Origin of the sequence: Paenibacillus chondroitinus NBRC 15376 (assembly GCF_004000765.1) — a bacterium.
Classification (GTDB): domain Bacteria; phylum Bacillota; class Bacilli; order Paenibacillales; family NBRC-103111; genus Paenibacillus_E; species Paenibacillus_E chondroitinus.
Window position 1 is genome coordinate 536,577 of the sequence record NZ_BILW01000001.1, and the last position, 19,274, is coordinate 555,850.

Annotated in this window: 18 protein-coding genes and 1 other annotated feature; of the genes, 13 read left to right on the plus strand and 5 right to left on the minus strand. The window is 48.6% G+C overall.

Annotated elements, in window-relative coordinates; all coding sequences use genetic code 11:
• Nucleotides 1–17 precede the first annotated feature (17 nt).
• The 3 genes from PCH02S_RS02050 to PCH02S_RS02060 all read left to right on the plus strand — a co-directional run bounded on the left by PCH02S_RS02050 (nucleotide 18) and on the right by PCH02S_RS02060 (nucleotide 4,001).
• Complete coding sequence (locus PCH02S_RS02050; protein ID WP_127449533.1) at nucleotides 18–902, plus strand: EamA family transporter; 885 nt, start codon at nucleotides 18–20, stop codon at nucleotides 900–902.
• A gap of 48 nt (nucleotides 903–950) precedes the next feature.
• Nucleotides 951–1,171: a binding site (T-box leader), on the plus strand.
• A gap of 54 nt (nucleotides 1,172–1,225) precedes the next feature.
• A complete protein-coding gene (locus tag PCH02S_RS02055; protein WP_127449535.1) occupies nucleotides 1,226–3,115 on the plus strand; it encodes an arginine--tRNA ligase in 1,890 nt (629 codons plus the stop codon).
• A 253-nt stretch (nucleotides 3,116–3,368) separates the two neighbouring features.
• On the plus strand, nucleotides 3,369–4,001 hold the full coding sequence (locus tag PCH02S_RS02060; RefSeq protein WP_127449537.1) for a hypothetical protein: 633 nt from the start codon (nucleotides 3,369–3,371) through the stop codon (nucleotides 3,999–4,001).
• Nucleotides 4,002–4,058: 57 nt separating this feature from the next.
• Here PCH02S_RS02060 and PCH02S_RS02065 read toward each other — a convergent pair whose 3' ends face one another.
• From PCH02S_RS02065 to panD, 3 genes are all read right to left on the minus strand, one after another.
• Nucleotides 4,059–5,270: a threonine synthase gene (locus PCH02S_RS02065; protein WP_127449539.1), complete on the minus strand. Its 1,212-nt coding sequence runs from the start codon at nucleotides 5,268–5,270 to the stop codon at nucleotides 4,059–4,061.
• 130 nt (nucleotides 5,271–5,400) lie between these two features.
• Nucleotides 5,401–6,135, minus strand: a complete 735-nt coding sequence (locus PCH02S_RS02070; RefSeq protein WP_127449541.1) for a YheC/YheD family protein — start codon at nucleotides 6,133–6,135, stop codon at nucleotides 5,401–5,403.
• Nucleotides 6,128–6,529, minus strand: a complete 402-nt coding sequence (panD, locus tag PCH02S_RS02075) for an aspartate 1-decarboxylase (protein WP_127449543.1) — start codon at nucleotides 6,527–6,529, stop codon at nucleotides 6,128–6,130. Before panD ends, PCH02S_RS02070 begins: the two co-directional genes overlap by 8 nt.
• Nucleotides 6,530–6,792: 263 nt before the next feature.
• Here panD and PCH02S_RS02080 point away from each other — a divergent pair, with 263 nt between their 5' ends.
• Both PCH02S_RS02080 and PCH02S_RS02085 read left to right on the plus strand, forming a co-directional pair.
• On the plus strand, nucleotides 6,793–7,422 hold the full coding sequence (locus PCH02S_RS02080; protein ID WP_164819402.1) for an ABC transporter ATP-binding protein: 630 nt from the start codon (nucleotides 6,793–6,795) through the stop codon (nucleotides 7,420–7,422).
• A 2-nt stretch (nucleotides 7,423–7,424) separates the two neighbouring features.
• Nucleotides 7,425–8,168 (plus strand): ABC transporter permease, encoded by a 744-nt coding sequence (locus tag PCH02S_RS02085; protein ID WP_127449547.1) that lies wholly within the window; start codon nucleotides 7,425–7,427, stop codon nucleotides 8,166–8,168.
• Nucleotides 8,169–8,238: 70 nt separating this feature from the next.
• Here the strand turns inward: PCH02S_RS02085 and PCH02S_RS02090 are convergent, their stop codons facing one another.
• Entirely contained in the window at nucleotides 8,239–9,003 is a 765-nt protein-coding gene (locus tag PCH02S_RS02090) for a sulfite exporter TauE/SafE family protein (protein ID WP_127449549.1), read from the minus strand.
• A gap of 201 nt (nucleotides 9,004–9,204) precedes the next feature.
• On the opposite strand from PCH02S_RS02090, the gene PCH02S_RS02095 reads away from it, so the two are divergent.
• Nucleotides 9,205–10,539 carry an MFS transporter gene (locus PCH02S_RS02095; RefSeq protein ID WP_246068913.1) on the plus strand — a complete coding sequence of 445 codons (1,335 nt, stop codon included), beginning with the start codon at nucleotides 9,205–9,207 and terminating at the stop codon, nucleotides 10,537–10,539.
• 70 nt (nucleotides 10,540–10,609) lie between these two features.
• On the opposite strand, the gene PCH02S_RS02100 is transcribed toward PCH02S_RS02095, so the two are convergent.
• Nucleotides 10,610–11,545 carry an MHYT domain-containing protein gene (locus PCH02S_RS02100; protein ID WP_164819403.1) on the minus strand — a complete coding sequence of 312 codons (936 nt, stop codon included), beginning with the start codon at nucleotides 11,543–11,545 and terminating at the stop codon, nucleotides 10,610–10,612.
• Nucleotides 11,546–11,876: 331 nt separating this feature from the next.
• Here PCH02S_RS02100 and PCH02S_RS02105 point away from each other — a divergent pair, with 331 nt between their 5' ends.
• The 7 genes from PCH02S_RS02105 to PCH02S_RS02135 all read left to right on the plus strand — a co-directional run bounded on the left by PCH02S_RS02105 (nucleotide 11,877) and on the right by PCH02S_RS02135 (nucleotide 19,248).
• Nucleotides 11,877–12,527, plus strand: a complete 651-nt coding sequence (locus tag PCH02S_RS02105; RefSeq protein WP_246068914.1) for an HAD family hydrolase — start codon at nucleotides 11,877–11,879, stop codon at nucleotides 12,525–12,527.
• Nucleotides 12,528–12,567: 40 nt separating this feature from the next.
• Entirely contained in the window at nucleotides 12,568–12,993 is a 426-nt protein-coding gene (locus PCH02S_RS02110; RefSeq protein ID WP_127449775.1) for a GNAT family N-acetyltransferase, read from the plus strand.
• 277 nt (nucleotides 12,994–13,270) lie between these two features.
• Nucleotides 13,271–14,104, plus strand: coding sequence for an electron transfer flavoprotein subunit beta/FixA family protein (locus tag PCH02S_RS02115; RefSeq protein WP_127449553.1), 834 nt, complete (start codon nucleotides 13,271–13,273; stop codon nucleotides 14,102–14,104).
• Between the two features lie 83 nt (nucleotides 14,105–14,187).
• Complete coding sequence (locus tag PCH02S_RS02120) at nucleotides 14,188–15,300, plus strand: electron transfer flavoprotein subunit alpha/FixB family protein (protein WP_127449555.1); 1,113 nt, start codon at nucleotides 14,188–14,190, stop codon at nucleotides 15,298–15,300.
• Nucleotides 15,297–16,607 carry an FAD-dependent oxidoreductase gene (locus PCH02S_RS02125; protein WP_127449557.1) on the plus strand — a complete coding sequence of 437 codons (1,311 nt, stop codon included), beginning with the start codon at nucleotides 15,297–15,299 and terminating at the stop codon, nucleotides 16,605–16,607. The genes PCH02S_RS02120 and PCH02S_RS02125 overlap by 4 nt, the downstream gene beginning before the upstream one ends.
• A complete protein-coding gene (locus PCH02S_RS02130) occupies nucleotides 16,604–16,891 on the plus strand; it encodes a ferredoxin family protein (protein WP_127449559.1) in 288 nt (95 codons plus the stop codon). Before PCH02S_RS02125 ends, PCH02S_RS02130 begins: the two co-directional genes overlap by 4 nt.
• Before the next feature lie 161 nt (nucleotides 16,892–17,052).
• The gene (locus PCH02S_RS02135; RefSeq protein WP_127449560.1) at nucleotides 17,053–19,248 is read left to right on the plus strand and encodes an alpha-galactosidase; all 2,196 of its coding nucleotides are present in this window, start codon (nucleotides 17,053–17,055) and stop codon (nucleotides 19,246–19,248) included.
• The last annotated feature ends 26 nt before the right edge of the window (nucleotides 19,249–19,274 follow it).

Here is a 19,274-nt window from a genome sequence, read left to right on the forward strand (position 1 = left end):
GAGGGGTAGCTGTTCGGATGTGGCTCATGTATTCCGTACTTGCGGCTTGCAGTTTCGGGCTGCGAGGCATTCTGTATCACTGGTCCAGCCAGCAATCATTAAACCGGAATGTGCTGCTATGCGGCACATTTTTCATGGGGGCGCTAATTAGCGGCAGCTGCGCCCTCCTTTTACATCAAGCCTGGACCGTGTCTGCGCTGATTGGCGTTCAAATGGGGTTGTTTTCCTTCGGGGCCAATGCCAGCATGTTCAAAGGTTTTGCCGTAGGGAAAGCGTCATTGGTCGCGATCCTGACCGGTTTACCTTCCGTCGTTGTGGTTTTCGTTGCGTATCTGATTTGGGATGAACGACTTAATATCATGCAGTTTCTAGCTTTTGTTATTATCGTTATCGGAATTTTAGTCGTACGTTACTCCAATGATATTACGCTCAAAAATTTGCAAGGCGCTGGCTGGGGAGCGCTGGCCTTGATTCTTTTTGCCGCCAATGACTTGTCCAGTAAGTGGACGACCTTGGTAGCGGCCCCATTCTTTCCAACGTTATTTTGTATGTTTGCTACCGGAACTGTTTGTTTTGGTCTGTGGTGGTTGCGGGATCAGAAGCAAAGTAATCATCAGCAGCCTGCACAGGTAAAAGTGGCAGCCGCCACAGGCTGGACGGAACGACGGACTTTTCTATTCGGGATGATCGTAGGCATTACGAATGTGGTTGGCATGATTTTCATCCTTCATGGATTTGATCATGGCAAAGCAGGTCTGGTTTCAGCTGTTGTCGCATTGAATGTGCTGATCGTTTTGTTGTACACGCGATTTGTTTTGAAGGATAAATTTTCAAAGATGGAACAGTCTGGATTAGCCTTGGCATTTATTGGCATCATCATGATGAAGGTAGTTGCCTCTTGACAACTCCAGTATATTAAAGTAATATTCAGTCAATTCATAACTTGATATGTAACATTGATGAACAGGACAGTAGTTCTTGTCGGACAGTCGCAGCGAGCCGGAAATGGTGGGAACCGGTACGAATGTCAGGAACGAAACGGACCTGGGAAATGGTCTTCCGAAATGTACAGTAGGGAGATCCGGCATAAGCCGTTATCGTTGGAGGGGTTAAATCTGCAGATTTAACACTTAGAGTGGTACCGCGGGAATGAACAGCTCTCGTCTCTTATTTAGAGACGGGGGCTTTTTTGTATGCAAATGATGACATTTGGGAGGAAAATACGATGATTCAGCAGTTATTAACCGTTGAAATTGAGCAGCACGTCGAAGCCATGTTTCAGGAGTCCGGGACGCAGCGTCCAGCCAATTTGAAAATTTTAACCGAGCATCCGGCGCACCCGGAACATGGAGACTACAGCTCCAACATTGCCATGCTTTTGGCCAAAATATTGCGCAAATCCCCCTTGCAGATCGCTGGGGAGCTTCAAAGCCGCATCGAACAGAACGGGCTTGTTCAAGGTTTGTTTAGCAAAGCGGCTGCTGTTGCACCTGGCTTTCTGAACTTTTATATCAACTGGGAAGCCTGGGCCAATGGGGAATTTCAAGCTCCAACGAAGCGCACCAGCCGCAGCAAACAAAACAAGGTGCTGGTGGAACATACCTCCATCAATCCTAACAAAGCCGCACATGTCGGCCATTTGAGAAATTCCTGTATCGGTGACTCTTTGTCGCGTATGCTTTCCCATGCCGGGTATGAAGTCGAAGTTCACAATTATATTGATGACCTCGGGAATCAATTAGCCGATACGGTGGTAGGTATTCTTCATACGCAAACCGAGGGAAGTTTTCCGCGATTCGGGGATTTTTGTTGGGAAACCTACGCTAAGGTAAATCAGGCTTATAAAGATCAGCCGGCGTTAGCCGAGCAGCGTTCTGTGGTCCTTCATGCCATTGAAAGCGGGACATCGAATCTTGTGTGGATGGGCGCTTTGGTTGCAGAGCGAATTGTGCGTGAGCAGTTGGAGGAAATGAAGCAATTCGGCATTTCCTATGATGTGCTGGTTTGGGAAAGCAGCATTGTTCGTGCCGGATTCTGGGATACCACTTTCGAACTGCTGAGTAAAACGGAAATGTTTCATAAGGTGACGGAGGGGAAACTGGCAGGCTGTTGGGTACTGAAGAACCTCGAAGAAGGCGGAGCTGAAACCCCAGCGGACTACCAGGATTTTCAAGGGGATAAAGTGCTTGTTCGTTCAAACGGCATTCTCACCTACACCGCGAAGGATATCGCGTATCACCTGTGGAAATTCGGACTGCTGGAAAATGATTTTGTGTATAAAAAATGGGAGGATGGCTTATGGTCAACGGCTGCTCAAGGAAGTAAAAAAACGATCGGGCGCGCAGATATGGTCATTAATGTCATTGACTACCGTCAGCAGTATCCGCAAGAGATGGTGAAGCTGGCACTTGAAGTGCTTGGTTATCAGCAGCAGGCTAGTCAACTCAAGCATGTCAGCTACGGTGTTGTTTCTTTAAGTCCCGATACAGCGGCAGGGCTTGGTCTGGATACTTCCGAAGGCAAAAGTTCCTATGCGATGTCAGGCCGTCAAGGCATTGGGATTAAAGTCGCAGACCTGCTTGATCGCATGGAGAAAGTGATCGATGATAAACGTTCAAGAAAAGCGGGAATATCCAGTAGATCTATTGCCGCGGCTGCGATACGATACTATTTGCTGAAATATCAACTGCAAACCGAAGTGATTTTTGATCTTGAGCAAGCGACCGAAGTGACAGGGAATACAGGCGTTTATTTGCTGTATGCTTACGCAAGAGCGAACCGTATTTTGGACAAAGCGAAGGTGGACGATCGTCTGCAAGCCATAGCGGCCAAGTTTCATGGAACTCATCTGGAAGATCAGGAATACCAGCTGCTGAGGCATATCGCTTACTGGCCCGAAACTTTGGAGAATGCCACTGCACAGTTGGCTCCCAGTTTAATTTGTCATTATGCGTTTGAATTAGCATCTTTGTTCAATCATTTTTATAGCGCATGTCCGGTTTTAAAAGGGAGCGAAGAGAGTATTTCCCACCGCTTATGGATTACACAAACGGTGAAGGCTACCCTTCATGAAGCGCTTGAACTGCTTGGTATGCCGACTCCTAAACGATTATAAAAAACTCCCTTAGATAGAGCCTATTGTGCTCCCCTTATGTAGCTACAGCAGCGGAAAAACAAAAGTGAGAGTTAGACAATCCGCGAGCGCAACCGTTGGTCAAGGCGGGAATTCGATCTCGGTGAACGCTTCTGAGGTTGGCGTCGTCCGCATTCGTCCTTAAAAATGTAACAATAGCTTTCTGATCTGGATTAAATGCGGTACAATAGGGATATTCGTGCCAATATGAATGATTCAGGAGGCTTTTACCACAATGACAGAAAAAGAGATCGAAACACAAACCGAAGAAAATAACGCACAAGATTTGGAACAAGAACAGGCCCAGATCATTATGACTTGGTTTCAGCACATAAACGAAGTTATGAAGGCGCAGTTTCCCGAATATGAAGTCGAGGGACAAATCGGAAATAACCCAACGTATGGCCCGATGTTTGCTTTTACACTTAAAAAAGATGAGAAGTTCACGTCATGTGGATTTTTCCTCAATGAAATTATGAGAAATTTCCAAACCAATCCAAACGCTGGACTCTGGCTTTCTTCCTTCTTTGTGGACTTGCTGAGAAGCCCGGAGAATCATCCGCTGCCTAATCCGCCGCAAACGGAAGACCAAGCAAAAGAACTTCTGGATAAACATATTGTTCCTTACTGTGCATCAGCTGTTCGTGAAGAGTTCCCTGATCAAAAGATTTATGTTGATTTAGAGCTTCATGAGGAGCATGGCCCGGTTCTGGAAGCCGGATTCGTTGCTGTGCAAGACGGGAACAACACTTGCGCGCTTCCGCTGCAATATTTAATGACTTTATTCTTATTGAACCGTGATCCGGCAGAGCCTCTGATTCAAGCGATGTACCGTTTGTATGAGGAAAATAATCTAGGTCAAGCTTAGATTCGCTAAACATAAAAGGACCGTCAGGAGCAATTCTTTCCTGACGGTTTTTCTTGTTCAGCGCCCAAGCGACTTATAATCCGCATAGCTCCTTATCCTTGGAACGGAGGACATACGTTCCAACTGCGCATATTTCATGGCATGCGAAGTGTTAAACAGCACGACCGAGTCGGTGGGACGCAGCCAGCCACTGTCACAGAGCTCGATCAGGCCTGCCCAGGTGGCAGAACCTTCCGGCGAGGAAGAAATGCCTTGGGCGCCTAAAGAGTGTGTGGCATCGGCGATCTGGCTCTTGGATAAGGCGAGCGCTGTACCGCCGCTTTCCTTAACGATCGACAAGATCAGAGGCAAATCAGGTGGCAGAGGCACTCGCATGCCTGTCGGACTAGGCTCTTTGCCAGTTCCGGCTTGATTTCTTGCCGTTTGCGGCAGCAGCCCGTCGACGATGGGCTGGCAGCCCTCTTCCTGCACGCAAACGAACCGTGGCATGGGGCCATCAACCCAACCAAGCGTTTTGAGCTCATGGTAAGCTTTCCACATGCCAATAATGCCGGAGCCTCCGCCGGTCGGATAGATGATAACATCGGGAAACGTCCATCCGAGCTGCTCGGCGAGCTCAAGTCCCATTGTTTTCTTTCCCTCTACGCGCCCAGGTTCCTTCAAGGTGCCGACATTTACCCAACCCTGCTCTCCCTTACCGGTTTCAATAATTGCTGCGGCGTCATGGATTAAGCCATCCACAAGAAAGGTTTCCGCCCCATAGAGTGGACATTCCTCTACGATAAGCGGAGGGCAATCCAAAGGGATGAATACCGAAGTTTTAATCCCGGCATGGCTGGCATAAGCAGCGAGCGCGCCAGCGGCATTGCCGTTGGAAGGAACCGCCGCTCGGGTTGCTCCCGATTCTTTCAGGAGAGAAACGGCGACGGAAAATCCCCGTGATTTGAAGCTTCCTGTCGGGTTCTGTTCTTCGCGTTTAATCCATAGCTGCCTAAGGGACAGCTTTTGTTCCCAATTCTGCAAGCGTATTAGCGGGGTCCAGCCTTCGCCAAGCGTGATGATACAATCCGGGTTGCTCACCGGAAGCAGTTCGTTGTATCTCCACATGGATGGGTAGCGAGTCTGTAATGCTTCCTTCTTCAATGATTTGCTCAAGCGCTCCAAGTCGTAATCGACCAATAACGTACCGCCGCAAGTACATTTCATGTCTTGATAGCGGAAAGGGAGCTTAGCCGAACATCGTGAGCAATAAAGCCCCAATTGTTTCATTCTCTGGGCCTCCTCGCCGTTTTCAGCGGGAAAACGAATGGTTAGTTAGCATGAGTTTGCGTCTGCCAACTCTAATGTAGATTATTACAGCCGGGAGAAGATGGAGACGGCTTGTGTCTCTTGCATCTGTTTATTTTTTGTGAAAGGACTTGATTCGGCGGAACATTGACTTATCTTTTAGTTTCAAAAACAGTTCCAGCATCGGCGCATAGTTGACCTCAATGATCCAAACATGCCCCGCTTTGTCAAAAGCCATGTCGATGCCCATCGTTTTTACCCACCGGTAGGAGGGCCCAAGCGTGGCAGCGCTCTTAAGAGCGACTTTATCGAGCTGTGCCAACAGATCGGCGGATCGCATGGATTTTAGCTGAGAATGTTTGATAGCATGCTCCACGGAGACAACTTTGCCGCTGCTCATACGGATATTCGTCACAATAAAACCGCTACCAGCGACTTTGGCCAGTTTACCGGTTACTTGCCACTTCGACATGGGGTGTCGCTGCACCATCACACGCATATCAAAAGGCCGCCCATTAACGGTAGCGAGTGGAATGCGCTGCTGGACAATGAAATTTTTGCGGGTTTTCTTTTTGAGAAAGGCGTTTACTTGCTCTTGATCGGTAAATCGTTTCTTTTTCGCCCCGTCCTGAAGTTCGTATCCGGAATCTTCCAATTTTTTAATTCGAATGACGCCATTTCCGCCATAGCTGCCAGTTGGCTTAATAATAACTTGTTGGTATTTGTTCAGCAGTCGCCAGAACGCGGATTGCTTCAGCCATTCAGTTTCCGGGAGGTACGCGCGGAGCTTCTCCGATTTGCGGAGCAGCTTGTATTTCGTCCACTTGCTGGTGCTGAGATTACTCATAGGGCTTCACTTCTTGCTCTTGAATGATGACATCATGCTCCTCGACCCTGAGCACCTGATTCTCTTCATCGACAAATACGACTTGTGGCTTCAAGGAGGCAATTTCAGCTTCATTCATCAGACCCATACTCAAAATGATGACAAGATCCCCGGGGTGGAAAAGATGGGCGGGCGGGCCGTTCAGTCCGATTTTTCCGCAGCCTTCTGTCGCAGGGATGGCATATGTTTTCCATCTTGTGGCGTTGCGCAGGTTGGTAACCTGAACCATCTCATAGGGTAAAATGTTCGCTTTGCGCATTAACAAAGCATCTATGGTAATACTTCCGACGTAATTCAGATCGGCTTCCGTTACCGTAGCGCGGTGGATTTTACCTTTACACATTAGTCGCTGCATATGCAGTAGCTCCTTTATCATCACATTGGGTGTTCATCACAACGTATGAATAGGGCAAGTCATCTGGTGTAGGCCAGTGCCTGTTTGCGAAAAAAATGGGTTCATACCACCGTGAAATGTTAGCTATGATATAATTTAGTTAAGTTATCATAAATGTTAAATCATCCAGGGAGTGAGACATTCTGCAGCCTTTTTTCGTTATTGAAAATGTACATAAGAACCATCCAAACGGAGGGGGAACTCCTCTTTTTAAACAAATCAGCGTGGAAGTAAAGCCAAAAGATGTTATAGCGATTCAAGGGCCATCCGGGCAGGGGAAAAGTACGCTATTACGAGTTTTAGCCGCATTAGACAACATTCAGAGTGGTCGTTTATCCTTACATGGACGTTCTGTTGAGAGTTGGGGACCCTGCGAATGGCGGAAACAGGTATGTTATGTGCCTCAACAACCAGCCATGCTGCCGAAAACCGTGGAGGACAATTTAGCTTTGGTGAGCAAGCTTCATCAGCGCAAGTTTGATCAGCCTCTAGCAAAGAGACTCATGGATGAGGTTGGGCTGGGGGATCTTAGCTGGTCTCAAAATCCGGCGGAGTTGTCAGGCGGACAAAAACAACGCGTACAGCTTGTGCGTTCGATGTTGATGGGCTCTGACATCCTTTTACTTGATGAAGCGACCTCAGCGCTGGATGCCCAGAGCAAGCAAGCGGTGGAGTCGATGCTGATGAGATGGAAAGAAGAAAGGGGAACGGCACTTGTTTGGGTGACCCATGAACAGGAGCAGGCCGAGCGAGTGGCCAACCGGTTTTGGTATCTGGAGAACGGGGTGTTATCAGAAAGAGTGAAAAAAGACGACTTCACTTCTTTTTCCCTTGATCAGGGGGGAGTGGAGTAATTATGTCAGCCGTTGCTTTGGGTTTTACGCTAACTTTTATTATGATTACGATGGTTTTATCCAGATGGCAAAAACTGGGACTTGAGAAAGACATTGCATGGGGAACGATTCGTGGCGCTTTGCAGCTATTATTCATAGGTTATGTGCTTCATTTTGTTTTTCAAACGGAACATTTGGGACTTATTATAGGAATTATTGCAATAATGATTATGATCGCTACCCAAAATGCGGGGAAACGAGCAAAGGGGTTAAAGGGAATCCATTGGCGAATAGCAGCAGCAATTGCCATAACGGAAATTCTAACGATGGGACTGATGCTCGGCCTCCAAATTATCAAACCAACGACGCAATTCATCATTCCTATCAGCGGGATGACAATTGGAAGTTCCATGATTGTTTGCGGTTTGTTTTTGAACCAAATGAATCGTGAAGTTGGGTCCTCCCGCGACATGATCGACGCCCTTCTTGGATTGGGAGCAACACCGAAACAGGCCATCCAACAAGCACTTCAGCGCTCGGTTAAGGCAAGTATGATTCCAACCATAGACGGGATGAAGACGGTTGGTTTAGTTCAATTGCCTGGGATGATGACAGGCATGATTATTGCAGGCTCAAGTCCGATTGAAGCGGTGAGGTATCAAATTTTGATTTTGTTTGCGTTCACGGCTTCGGCAGCAATGACAGGAATTATTTTAAGCATTCTGAGCTATAAATTATGGTTTACGAAAGAAATGACGTTGAAGTAAAGAACAGTTATATCCCGGGGAATCCAAATGAAAAAAAGCGTCCGAATACATTCGGGCGCTTATGTCATTCTCATATTAATTTAAGGCCACTAATTAATACCAAGCTGGCAATAATGGTCCGCAGGACGTTGGTCGGTGCCTTGGTAGCTAGCATGCTGCCGATTAGCACGCCAGGGATTGAGCCAAGTAGAAGATTGATAACGAGTGTGTAATTGACATTCCCCATGCTGGCGTGCAAGATACCTGCTGTCGTTGCCAGGAAAAATGCATGTGCGATATCTGTGCCGACGAGTTGTGCTGGAGCCATGCGGAAGAAGTACAGCATGGCAATGGCATATAAGGAGCCGGAACCGATGGAGGTCATGCCTACAATGAATCCAAGAACCGCGCCAATGGTGATTATCAGACCGCGTTTCTCTTCCAAGCTTTTGAGCTGCCAACGGTTTTCTTTGATCTTATGGCCGAAGAAAACTTTGAACAAGGTGGCAAAGGCTACCAGAATCAAGACGTAGCCGAGCGCGTGTTTGATAATGACTTCTTGATTATTATAAAACGAGTTGAAGAATTTCAGGAAGATTACCGCGACGATGACGCCGGGAATGCTGCCCATAGCTAACATTTTGACGAGCTTAAAATCAATCGTTCTCTGCCGCCAATGCTGAATGGTGCCGAAAAGCTTCGTGATGGAATTATAAAGCAGGTCTGTTCCGACGGCAATAGAAGGATGAATACCGATCAGGATCAAGATGGGGGTGAGCAGCGATGCTCCGCCAACACCAGTTAATCCAACCAAAAAACCAACAATTACGCCCATAAATAAAATACTCAAAGTCATGTAGTCATGTCCCCTGTCAATTACCCACTAATTCAATTGGATTAATTTTATTATATGCATTAGCTATATGTAAAGAATTTTTTTGCAAGCCGTTTCGAGTCATGGCGACCCAATCTTTAATTACGCTATTCATTGGATAGCGAATCAGTTACAATATATGGATGTGACTAGGTAGACAGCATAAGGAGGTACATAAGAAAAATGATGAGTAGTAACCGAAGCAATCGTACAACGGTTATGGTCAGCATCGTACTGGCGATGCTAGTGGCGTCTATGGATGCGACCATAGCCAATACGACGATGCCGATCATTGTGAAGGAAATTGGCGGTAGTGACCTGTTCGCCTGGGCATTTACCTCGTATATGGTGCTCTCTACCGTACTTGCTCCACTAGCAGGCCGGTTATCCGATTTATTTGGTCGGAAAAAGATCTATGCCGCAGGGATTCTTTTGTTTCTTGGAGGGTCTGTGCTATGTGGTTTATCCCAGAGTATGCTGCAGCTGATCCTCTTTAGAGCCATCCAAGGGATTGGCGCAGGCGTGATGATGCCGTTTCCGGCGATCATTGCAGGAGATATTTATCCCGTGGAGCAGCGGGGGAAAGTACAGGCCTTTTTCACAGCGATGTGGGGGCTGGCGGCTGTATTAGCGCCGTTATTAGGGACATTTTTTGTAACTTATTTGAGCTGGCGATGGATATTTTTCGTTAATATTCCGATTTGCTTGGTCTCGCTTTTAGCTTTGAAGCCGTATAAGGAAGTTTATCAAGCGAAGAAATCCGTGGTGGATTACGGAGGGGCCGTGCTGTTCGCCTTGGGGATCTCGCTGCTGCTCCTTACGACAACGATTGAACAATACAACTTTATTTACGGGGCATTGGGCGTAGTATGTATGGTTGCTTTTTTCTTTTATGAGAAAAGGCATAGCGCACCGATTGTTCCTTTGAACCTGCTTCGAAATCGGCCTGTGGCCATTATGATAGCGGTCTCGTTTATCTCCTGTGCAGCGCTATTCGGGACTTCAAGTTTTATACCGCTATATTTGCAAAATCAAGGGTATTCGCTATTTGTGAGTGGGCTTGCTCTGCTTGGTACGTCGATTGGTTGGATGGTGGTTGCTGTTCCAAGCGGGAAATGGGTGCTCAAATATGGTTATAAACCGCTGCTGATCATTGGGAACGGTTTGCTCTTGGTTACGGCAATTATGCTTTATTTTATGGGTGAAAAAACAGCGTACTGGTACTCATTTGCGACGATGACGATGCTTGGGCTTGCTTATGGGCTCATCTTTACGGTTTCAACGATTGGTTCACAGCAGCTGGTTGAGGCGCACCAGAAAGGGATCTCTACTTCACTGCAGCTATTCGCCCGTAATATTGGGACGGCTGTGAGCGTGACCATCATGGGGGCGATTTTGACCAAAGCGACTGCTTTTTACATCGGCTTCCATGGGATGTTCGTCTTTGGCTTCATTGTCTGCTTAATTTCCATGTTCATTCCATTTATGATTCAATCCACATCCAAACAGACGGCTTAAGCCGGGAATAACGAAAATGACCAAAGAACCTGAGGGAGTTCCTCAGGTTCTTCGTGTCGATAAGGACGATTCAGGAGGCGGAAGCTGAAGCTGAACGCTTCTGATTCGTTATGTCTCTGATTGTTGCTGCAAACATCATTTTGCCTTTGAATTGGAAGCCGGTGATGGTGATCTCAGCCGGAAATTCGGATCGGTCTGCACGGTAGGCCGCCATTTCCATTCGCTTGCCGAGCAAAGCGGCATCTTGCCGTGATAACTGCTGAAACAAAGAAGCGGCCGCTTCGCCATTTCGATCAAAAGGAAATAGAAAATCAAAGACGGTTAATGACAAAGCTTGTTTGCGCGTATAACCGAATGTTGCGAATGCTGCCGGATTACAATCAATGATCCAACCCCGGCTGTTAAATACCATGATGCTGTCGATGCTTGTATCCAATAAAGAAGCTTTCAGGGCAAATTGTTCGGCAACCTTCTGATCGATTTTCATGGAATAAAACAAGTTGATGGAGAGAAAAATGATCGTTCCAAAAGCAATTAACAAGGCGAGAATATAACTGTCCATGCTCGTACGATAATGTTCTGCTAGCATGCTGCTATTTGGATATGTCATTTTCCCCGCAGACATCCCGAGGTAATGCATGCCAGTCAGGGTTAAACTGATGATAAAGCTACTAATGACTACTTTTTGCTTGGGGTAGGCGGATAGATATAAAGCGGTTATGGATGCTATGATAGCTATTAGAATAGTAAGGATAAATGGAATAGGCGCATAGCGAATTTCCACTTGATTGAGGGCACTCATATTCATGAAATGCATCCCGGCAATCGACAAGCCCATAAATGTGCCGCCGAGCAGAAATTTCGGAAATTCAAATGCGGCGAAATGCATGACAGTAAAGCCGATGGTGGAGCCAATGATTGCGATCGCCAGAGATGTAAATAGGGTTGTCATATCGAAGCTTTTAACAGACGGATATGGACAGGCCAGTATCGCGATGAAATGCATGGACCAGATGCCTGCCGCTAAGGTAGAAGTACAACTTAAGATCCATAATTTTTGTTGCCAGGGGCTGGAATCAGTAATTCTTTTGGTCAATTTCAGACTAGTACAAGAAGCTGACAGAACAACGACGAAAGCTAGAAGTATGAGGTATAAATTATAGGGATGAGCTTCTGCTAGATGCATATCCGATTCCTCTCATAGATTGATGGTGTGCCAGTCTGTGGTGGTTTTATTATAGTTGTCAGTCAATGGCGTGTATATAGCGGTTAATGTTAATTAAAATCGAATTATGTCGAAATACACTAAATCTTGATATAGGGAGGAGGAAGCGCTGTTGAAAAAAGCTAACGCAATTCGCGGCATTATTTTTGATATGGATAATACCCTTCTTCAATCTCATATTGATTTTCCCGCAATGAAACAGGCGGTTGCCCGTTTTTTAATTCAAGAGGGGATGTTATCGCAAGAGTTTGCGATTGACTCGCAGACAACTTCAACTATTCTTGCCCATGTCAAAGAAGCCGGTGCATCGGATGAAGTATTGGCAGCAGCCTTGCAGATTGCTGAGGGATTTGAGCTTCAAGGCATGGAGGGGGCGGGTCTTGAGCCGGGTGCGCAGGAGCTTTTGGAGAAGCTTCAGGGAACTTATACACTTGCGCTTGTGACCAATAATTCTTACGCTGCAGCTATTAAAGCGTTGGAGATCACAGGAATCAAAGAACGATTTGATTTAATTGTCGGAAGGGAGCAGATGGACGCGATGAAGCCCTCTCCTTCAGGGAATTTATTTGTGATGAGGCATTTTTCGGGATTTGCAGCGGAGAATTGGATGTCTGTTGGCGATTCCTGGATTGACGGCCAAGCCGCTAAGGAAGCAGGGATTCCTTTTATAAGTTATGGGAGTGGCGTGCCGTTGATGGTGGAAAAAGGCGTTAACCCAGCAGCTCAGATTGACAAGCTGTTAAGTCTGTTAGATTATGTATAGATTACATATGAAGAAGAGAAAGAAGTGATCGTAAGTGTTAATGGATGTGAAGTCTCGCCTTCAAGAGAACCTTATTCAGGAACTGCTCAGCTACAGCGTTTTTCCTGATCCAGATGTCTTGGAGGAGACAATTGGAAAATATGAAACAGATTCGAATATGTGGCTATACGGGTATGAATCAGAAGGAGTACTTGTCGGCATTATCGGGTTTCGAATCAATGATGAGCAGGAAATGACGATTCATCATCTGGCGGTTGAACCTCACAGCAGAGGAGCCGGATTCGGGCGGGGCATCATTCTCGAAATCATTGAAGAGATGCACCCAGTTAGAATTGTGGCGGAGACGGATGAGGATGCCGTACAATTTTACCGGAGCATCGGCTTCGTGATTCGCAGTCTTGGCGAGAAATACCATGGTGTTGAGAGGTTTGTATGCACCTATGAGATTGAGCCGGAAGATGAATAGCAGTTGGCAATTAGGTCGGTCAGGATGAATCCTGGCCGGCCTTTTATTTATGCGGAATGTTCAAAATAACGCAGAACTAATAGCCCAAGCCAAAAGTAAATGTCATGTTAGATAGCAATTTGCATATATTGTTGTAGGCTGTTGCGTTATTTAGATAGTGATGAAAGCGATTTCCACACGTCATTTAAGTGCCATTTTTCACAATGATGACAAGCATTGCGGGTGTTTTGTCAAACGGTGTCATACAAGATTCCGGAAGAAACAGGAGGGTGCAGAAATGCTGCATATCGTAGTGTGTATCAAGCAGGTGCCTGACTCTAGAGAAATTCGCATTGACCCGAAAAATAACACGTTAATTCGTCAAGGCGTTCCCAGCATTGTGAATTTTTACGATATGCATGGGCTGGAAGAGGCGCTTCGCATCAAGGATGAAACCGGGGCAAGAGTGACCGTCGTGACCATGGGTCCGCCTCCCGCTGAGAAAGGCCTGAAGGAGTGCATTTCGCTTGGCGCGGATGATGCCGTCCTCGTAACGGACCGCGGGTTTGCTGGAGCGGACACGCTGGCTACTTCCTATGTCGTGGCACGGACGATACGTAAAATTGCCGAGACGTGGGGGCCGGTGGACATTGTTTTTTGCGGGAAACAAACACTCGATGGCGACACGGGTCAGGTCGGGCCAGGGGTCGCATGCCGATTGGATTTGGAGCAGCTCACGTACGTGAACAAAGTGGTGGACGTTGATGAACAGAATCGCAAAGTTCGTGTGCACCGCCTTTTGGAAGACGGTATTGAAGTGGTTGAGACAAGCATGCCTGTGTTGATCACAGCGCTGAAGGAGTTGAACAAGGTTCGAAGGGCATCGCTGCCAGGCATGATTCGAGCAGCGCGATATAAGCCGACTGTGTGGACGACGGCGGATTTTCCAGACTTGGAGCGGGCGAAAATCGGTCTCAAAGGCTCCCCGACGATCGTTGCAAAGACATGGGTGCCTGAAGTGAAGGCTGTTAAAACCAATATGATCGCTTATGATTCGCCGGAAGCGGGCGCGGCTCAACTCGCTGATCAGCTCATGAGCAAGGAAATGCAGACGCTGCTTGACTGGGCATAGGCAAAGCCGCAAAGCCACAAAGCCGGAAGGATGCAAGAGCAGAGAGAACTGTAAGGAACATGTAACGAATGGAGGAAGTCACTATGGCCAATGAACAAACGACGGAGCAGGCCGAAGCGGCAATGCCCGATTGGTCCGCTTATCGGGGAGTATTAATCGTTGTGGAGCAGCGGGACGGGGTAGCGAAAAAGGTGTCCTGGCAGCTGCTGGGCGAAGGCAAGAAGCTGGCAGCGAAGCTGGACGCACCGCTCATGGCGCTCGTCCTCGGCGAAGGTGTAGCCCACCTCGCCGAGGAAGCCGTGCACTACGGCGCGGACCGGGTGTACCTCTGCGAAGCGCCGGAGCTTCGCACGTATCGAACCCGGCCTTACAGCCGGGTCTGTTTGAAGCTGATCGAGGAAGCAAAGCCCGAGATCGTGCTGTTCGGCGCGACAGCTACGGGCCGGGATCTGGCAGGCGCCATCGCGACGCACCTGCCGACGGGGCTGACGGCCGACACGACGCAGCTCGACGTGGAGCCGCCGCCGTCGCGACTGCTGCTGGCGAGCCGGCCGGCTTTTTCCGAGAAGATGATGGCCACCATCCTCTGCAAGCAGTACCGGCCGCAGATGGCGACGGCGCGGGCCGGGGTGTTCCAGGCGCTGCCGAAGGACACGGCGCGCCAAGGCGAAATCGTCGCCATCGAGGCGGCGATGCGGGAGGAAGAGATTGCCGCGCAGGTGCTGGACTTCCTGCACGAGACGGGCAAGCTGAATCTCGAGGAAGCCGAGATTATTGTGGCCGGGGGCCGCGGATTAGGCGGCCCTGAGCCCTTCGGGCTGCTCGCCGAGCTGGCGGAGGCGCTCGGAGGTGTCGTTGGCGCATCCCGCGCGGCGGTGGATGCGGGCTGGATCGGGCACGAGCACCAGGTCGGGCAGACCGGTGCGACCGTGCGGCCGAAGCTGTACTTCGCCATCGGCATCTCTGGCGCTGTACAGCACACCGTCGGCATGAGCAACGCGGACGTTGTCGTCGCTATTAACAAAGACGAGAAAGCGCCTATTTTCCAATTTGCTCACTACGGGATGGTAGGCGATCTGTTTAAGCTGGTTCCGGCGATCACGCAAGAGGTGAAAAAGCGCCGCACCCTGTTTGCCAAACCCGCTGCCGATACAACCGCTTCCGTACCAACGCTGGAAAGGAGTGAGGCCAAGTGAATGAAAAGTTTGATGCGATCGTCGTTGGCGGAGGCCCTGCCGGTGCTGCAGCAGCGTTAACCATGGCGCGAGCCGGGTTATCTGTTGTACTTCTGGAACGGGGGGAGTTCCCCGGTGCCAAAAACATTTTCGGCGGCGTCCTTTACCGGAAGCAAATTGAAGAGCTCGTTCCCGAGTTTTGGAAAGAGAAAAACTTTCCGATGGAACGGTACATTGTGGAGCAGCGCATTTGGATGATGGGCAAAGAATCGATGGTAACATTCGGTCACCGTAATGAGGCGTACAAAGAACCTTACAATTGTTTTACCGGTTTACGTGTCAAATTTGATCAATGGTTTGCCGAAAAGGCGGTTGCCGCCGGAGCCATCCCTGTTTATGAAACTGTTGCGCTGGATGTCATTCGTGAAGGCGATAAGGTTGTTGGTGTCAAAACGGATCGGGATGACGGCGATTTGTATGCCGACGTTGTGGTCATTGCCGATGGTGTCAATTCTTTACTCGGGAAAGCCATGGGCATTCATAAGGAATGGACGCCGGACCAAGTGTCGCTTGCGGTGAAAGAAGTGATTGCGCTGCCCAAAGAGAAAATCGAAGACCGCTTCGGGCTGGAAGGCGACGAAGGCGTGACGATTGAATTTATGGGCGAAACTTCACTTGGCATGGCGGGGATGGGTTTCCTTTATACAAATAAAGATACGATTTCCTTAGGTGTGGGCGTGATGGTCAACCATTTGCGCGATAAAAAAGTGAAGCCTTATGCCGTTCTGGACGCGGTGAAACAGCATCCGATGATTCGTAAGCTGATACAAGGCGGAGAAACGAAAGAGTACTCCGGGCATTTGATCCCTGAAGGCGGTTTTCACTCCATTCCTCCGCTCTCGGGCAACGGCTGGTGCGTCTGCGGAGATGCTGCGCAGCTCATCAACTTCGTTCATCGGGAAGGTACGAACTTGGCGATGACTTCCGGCCGGTTGGCTGGCGAAGCCATTGTGGAGGCCAAGGGACGCGGGGATTACACCGCCGCTTCGCTGCAGGCGTATGATCAAAAAATTCGCGAATCCTTTGTGCACAAAGATTTGCAAAAGTATAAGGGCATGCATCAGTTCCTGAAGGAGCAGGACCCTGAACTCCTGTTTGATAAGCTGCCAAGAGCGCTGAATGAAGCGGCTTACAACATGTTCCTGGTAGATGGCATTGCCAAAGCGGATAAGCAGAAAATGGCGATGAAGCTGATTAAAAACGCCGCAGGCGGCACGGTGAACTTGATGAAGCTGGGCTACAAGGGATGGAGGGCGATGAACGGATGAGTCAAAGCGACATTTCTGATAAGCTGTTTACGATCCGTTACAAATGCGACGACAAGTCACACCTTGTCATTAAAGACAAACAAACATGTATGAATTGTGTGACCAAGGATTGCAACTACTTTTGTCCGTCTGACGTGTATGAATGGGAAAAGAAGCTCAAAATTACGACAGTCGCCTTTGAGAATTGCATTGAGTGCGGAACCTGCCGAATTGCCTGTCCGTCGCACAACATTGATTGGGTTTACCCCAAAGGTGGGTACGGCATGACGTATAAATTCGGCTAAATGGAAGGATTTATAGAAGGGAGCAGGGCTTTCGAGCCGCTGCTCCTTTTTGCTGAAAATAGGGAATACTATAGCAAAACTACATTTCTCCATATGTAAGTGTACAATCTCCATAGTGCGGATTGGCAAAGAATAAGATAATAAGGAGCAGGAGGGATATTATGCAGATAACTTTTGAACAGACACAAGGTATTTTTCATTTAAAAAACAGCCAGATGAGTTATGTGATTCAGCTTGTCCAAAATGCCTATCCGGCACATGTCTACTGGGGTCGCCCCATCCGGTCCGGACAATTGGCCGCCATTTTACAATTTCAAGAAAGATGTTCCTTCTCTCCGAACCCGGTTCCGGAAGACCGCAGCATCTCTTTCGATACGTTACCGCAGGAATATCCAGCCTATGGAACAAGTGACTTCCGGGAGCCTGCTTATCAAGTTGCGCTTTCGAACGGGTCAACGATTACTGAACTTATCTATGATAAGCATCGAATTTACGCAGGTAAGCCTGCTTTAGAAGGTTTGCCGGCTACGTATACAGAGCATGAGAACGAAGCACAAACGCTTGAGTTGGAATTAGTGGATGCGTTGATTGGTCTACGCGTCATTCTTTCTTACACCATCTTTGACCAGCATGCGGCATTGACCAGATCCGTTCGTTTCGTGAACGAAGGCACAGCTGATTTGAAGCTGCTTCGCGCACTTAGTATGAGCATCGATTATTCGCACAGCGAATTTGATCTGCTGCAGCTTTCAGGCAGCTGGGTGAGAGAGCGGCATATCGAGCGCAGGGCGCTTGCTCCCGGCAAGATAACTGTAGAAAGCCGTCGCGGCTCCAGCAGCCATCAGCATAACCCATTCATTGCCTTGCTCGCCAAGGAAGCAGGCGAAGACCATGGGGATGTATACGGGTTTAGCCTCGTGTACAGCGGGAATTTTGCCGCTCATGCCGAAGTAGAGCCGTATGGGAATACACGAGTTTCCATGGGGATTAATCCGTTTGATTTCTCTTGGCTGCTTGAGCCTGGACAAGCTTTTCAGACGCCTGAAGCCGTTATGGTTTACTCCAGCTCCGGGTTAGGGGAAATGTCCCGGTCTTATCACAAACTATACCGTACACGTCTATGTCGTGGAGAGTTCCGTGACCGTACGAGACCGGTGCTCGTGAATAACTGGGAGGCGACGTACTTCCAATTTAACGCGGACAAAATCGAAAGCATCGCCAAAGCGGGCAAGGATCTTGGGATTGAGTTGTTCGTACTTGACGATGGCTGGTTCGGCAAAAGAGACAGCGACAATAGCTCCCTGGGAGACTGGTTCGTCGATAAAGCGAAGCTGCCGAATGGGCTGGAAGATTTGGTTGCCAGAGTAAATGGCATGGGGCTTCAATTCGGACTCTGGTTTGAGCCGGAGATGGTGTCTCCGAACAGTGAATTGTACCGGCAGCATCCAGATTGGTGTTTGCACGTGCCGAACCGCCGCCGCACAGAGGGCCGGCAGCAATTAATTCTGGACTTCTCTCGCGAGGATGTTTGCGAGGCCATCTTGGGGATGATTCGCAATATTCTGAGCAGCAGTCCGATTACGTATGTCAAATGGGACATGAACCGCAATATGACGGAAATCGGCTCCGCAGCGCTGCCGCCAGAAAGACAAAGGGAAACCGCTCATCGTTATATCCTGGGTCTCTATCGCGTTCTAGAATCGTTAACGAAAGAATTTCCACATATTTTGTTTGAAAGCTGCTCTGGTGGGGGAGGCCGCTTCGACCCTGGTATGCTCTATTATATGCCGCAAACATGGACGAGCGATAACACGGATGCCGTCTCCCGCTTGAAAATTCAATACGGTACAAGCATCGTCTATCCGGTCAGCTCGATGGGCGCGCACGTATCTGCCGTTCCGAATCACCAGGTGCACCGCGAAACCTCGCTGAAGATGCGCGGTGATGTGGCGATGTCCGGTAACTTCGGTTACGAGCTGGATCTCACCCGTTTCACGGATGAAGAGAAAGAGATTGTTAAACAGCAAATCGCGAACTACAAAGAAATTCGTCCGCTCGTCCAATTCGGCGACTTGTATCGTCTGTTAAGTCCGTTTGAGGGCAATGAAACGGCTTGGATGATCGTCTCTGAGGATAAGAAACAAGCGCTGGTCGGCTACTTCCGCGTGTTGGCAGAACCGAACGCACCTCTCAAAACGCTGCGATTAAAAGGGCTTAACCCGGATTTCGATTACCGCATTGCGGGTAACGAAGCGGAGTATCCTGGCGATCACCTGCTATACGCCGGTCTTCCCGTCAACGATTTGCGCGGAGACTTCCAAAGTAAAATATGGGTACTTCAAGCATCTTCTCAATAATGCAAATTTCCGCTATGATTAGTCTA

What these genes read in the sequence shown, in the direction of transcription:
- PCH02S_RS02050 (WP_127449533.1), top strand. Translation starts at nt 18, where the DNA reads ATGTGGCTCATGTATTCCGTACTTGCGGCTTGCAGTTTCGGGCTGCGA.
- PCH02S_RS02055 (WP_127449535.1), top strand. Translation starts at nt 1,226, where the DNA reads ATGATTCAGCAGTTATTAACCGTTGAAATTGAGCAGCACGTCGAAGCC.
- PCH02S_RS02060 (WP_127449537.1), top strand. Translation starts at nt 3,369, where the DNA reads ATGACAGAAAAAGAGATCGAAACACAAACCGAAGAAAATAACGCACAA.
- PCH02S_RS02065 (WP_127449539.1), bottom strand. Translation starts at nt 5,270, where the DNA reads ATGAAACAATTGGGGCTTTATTGCTCACGATGTTCGGCTAAGCTCCCT.
- PCH02S_RS02070 (WP_127449541.1), bottom strand. Translation starts at nt 6,135, where the DNA reads ATGAGTAATCTCAGCACCAGCAAGTGGACGAAATACAAGCTGCTCCGC.
- panD (WP_127449543.1), bottom strand. Translation starts at nt 6,529, where the DNA reads ATGCAGCGACTAATGTGTAAAGGTAAAATCCACCGCGCTACGGTAACG.
- PCH02S_RS02085 (WP_127449547.1), top strand. Translation starts at nt 7,425, where the DNA reads ATGTCAGCCGTTGCTTTGGGTTTTACGCTAACTTTTATTATGATTACG.
- PCH02S_RS02090 (WP_127449549.1), bottom strand. Translation starts at nt 9,003, where the DNA reads ATGACTTTGAGTATTTTATTTATGGGCGTAATTGTTGGTTTTTTGGTT.
- PCH02S_RS02095 (WP_246068913.1), top strand. Translation starts at nt 9,205, where the DNA reads ATGATGAGTAGTAACCGAAGCAATCGTACAACGGTTATGGTCAGCATC.
- PCH02S_RS02100 (WP_164819403.1), bottom strand. Translation starts at nt 11,545, where the DNA reads ATGCATTTCATCGCGATACTGGCCTGTCCATATCCGTCTGTTAAAAGC.
- PCH02S_RS02110 (WP_127449775.1), top strand. Translation starts at nt 12,568, where the DNA reads ATGGATGTGAAGTCTCGCCTTCAAGAGAACCTTATTCAGGAACTGCTC.
- PCH02S_RS02115 (WP_127449553.1), top strand. Translation starts at nt 13,271, where the DNA reads ATGCTGCATATCGTAGTGTGTATCAAGCAGGTGCCTGACTCTAGAGAA.
- PCH02S_RS02120 (WP_127449555.1), top strand. Translation starts at nt 14,188, where the DNA reads ATGGCCAATGAACAAACGACGGAGCAGGCCGAAGCGGCAATGCCCGAT.
- PCH02S_RS02130 (WP_127449559.1), top strand. Translation starts at nt 16,604, where the DNA reads ATGAGTCAAAGCGACATTTCTGATAAGCTGTTTACGATCCGTTACAAA.
- PCH02S_RS02135 (WP_127449560.1), top strand. Translation starts at nt 17,053, where the DNA reads ATGCAGATAACTTTTGAACAGACACAAGGTATTTTTCATTTAAAAAAC.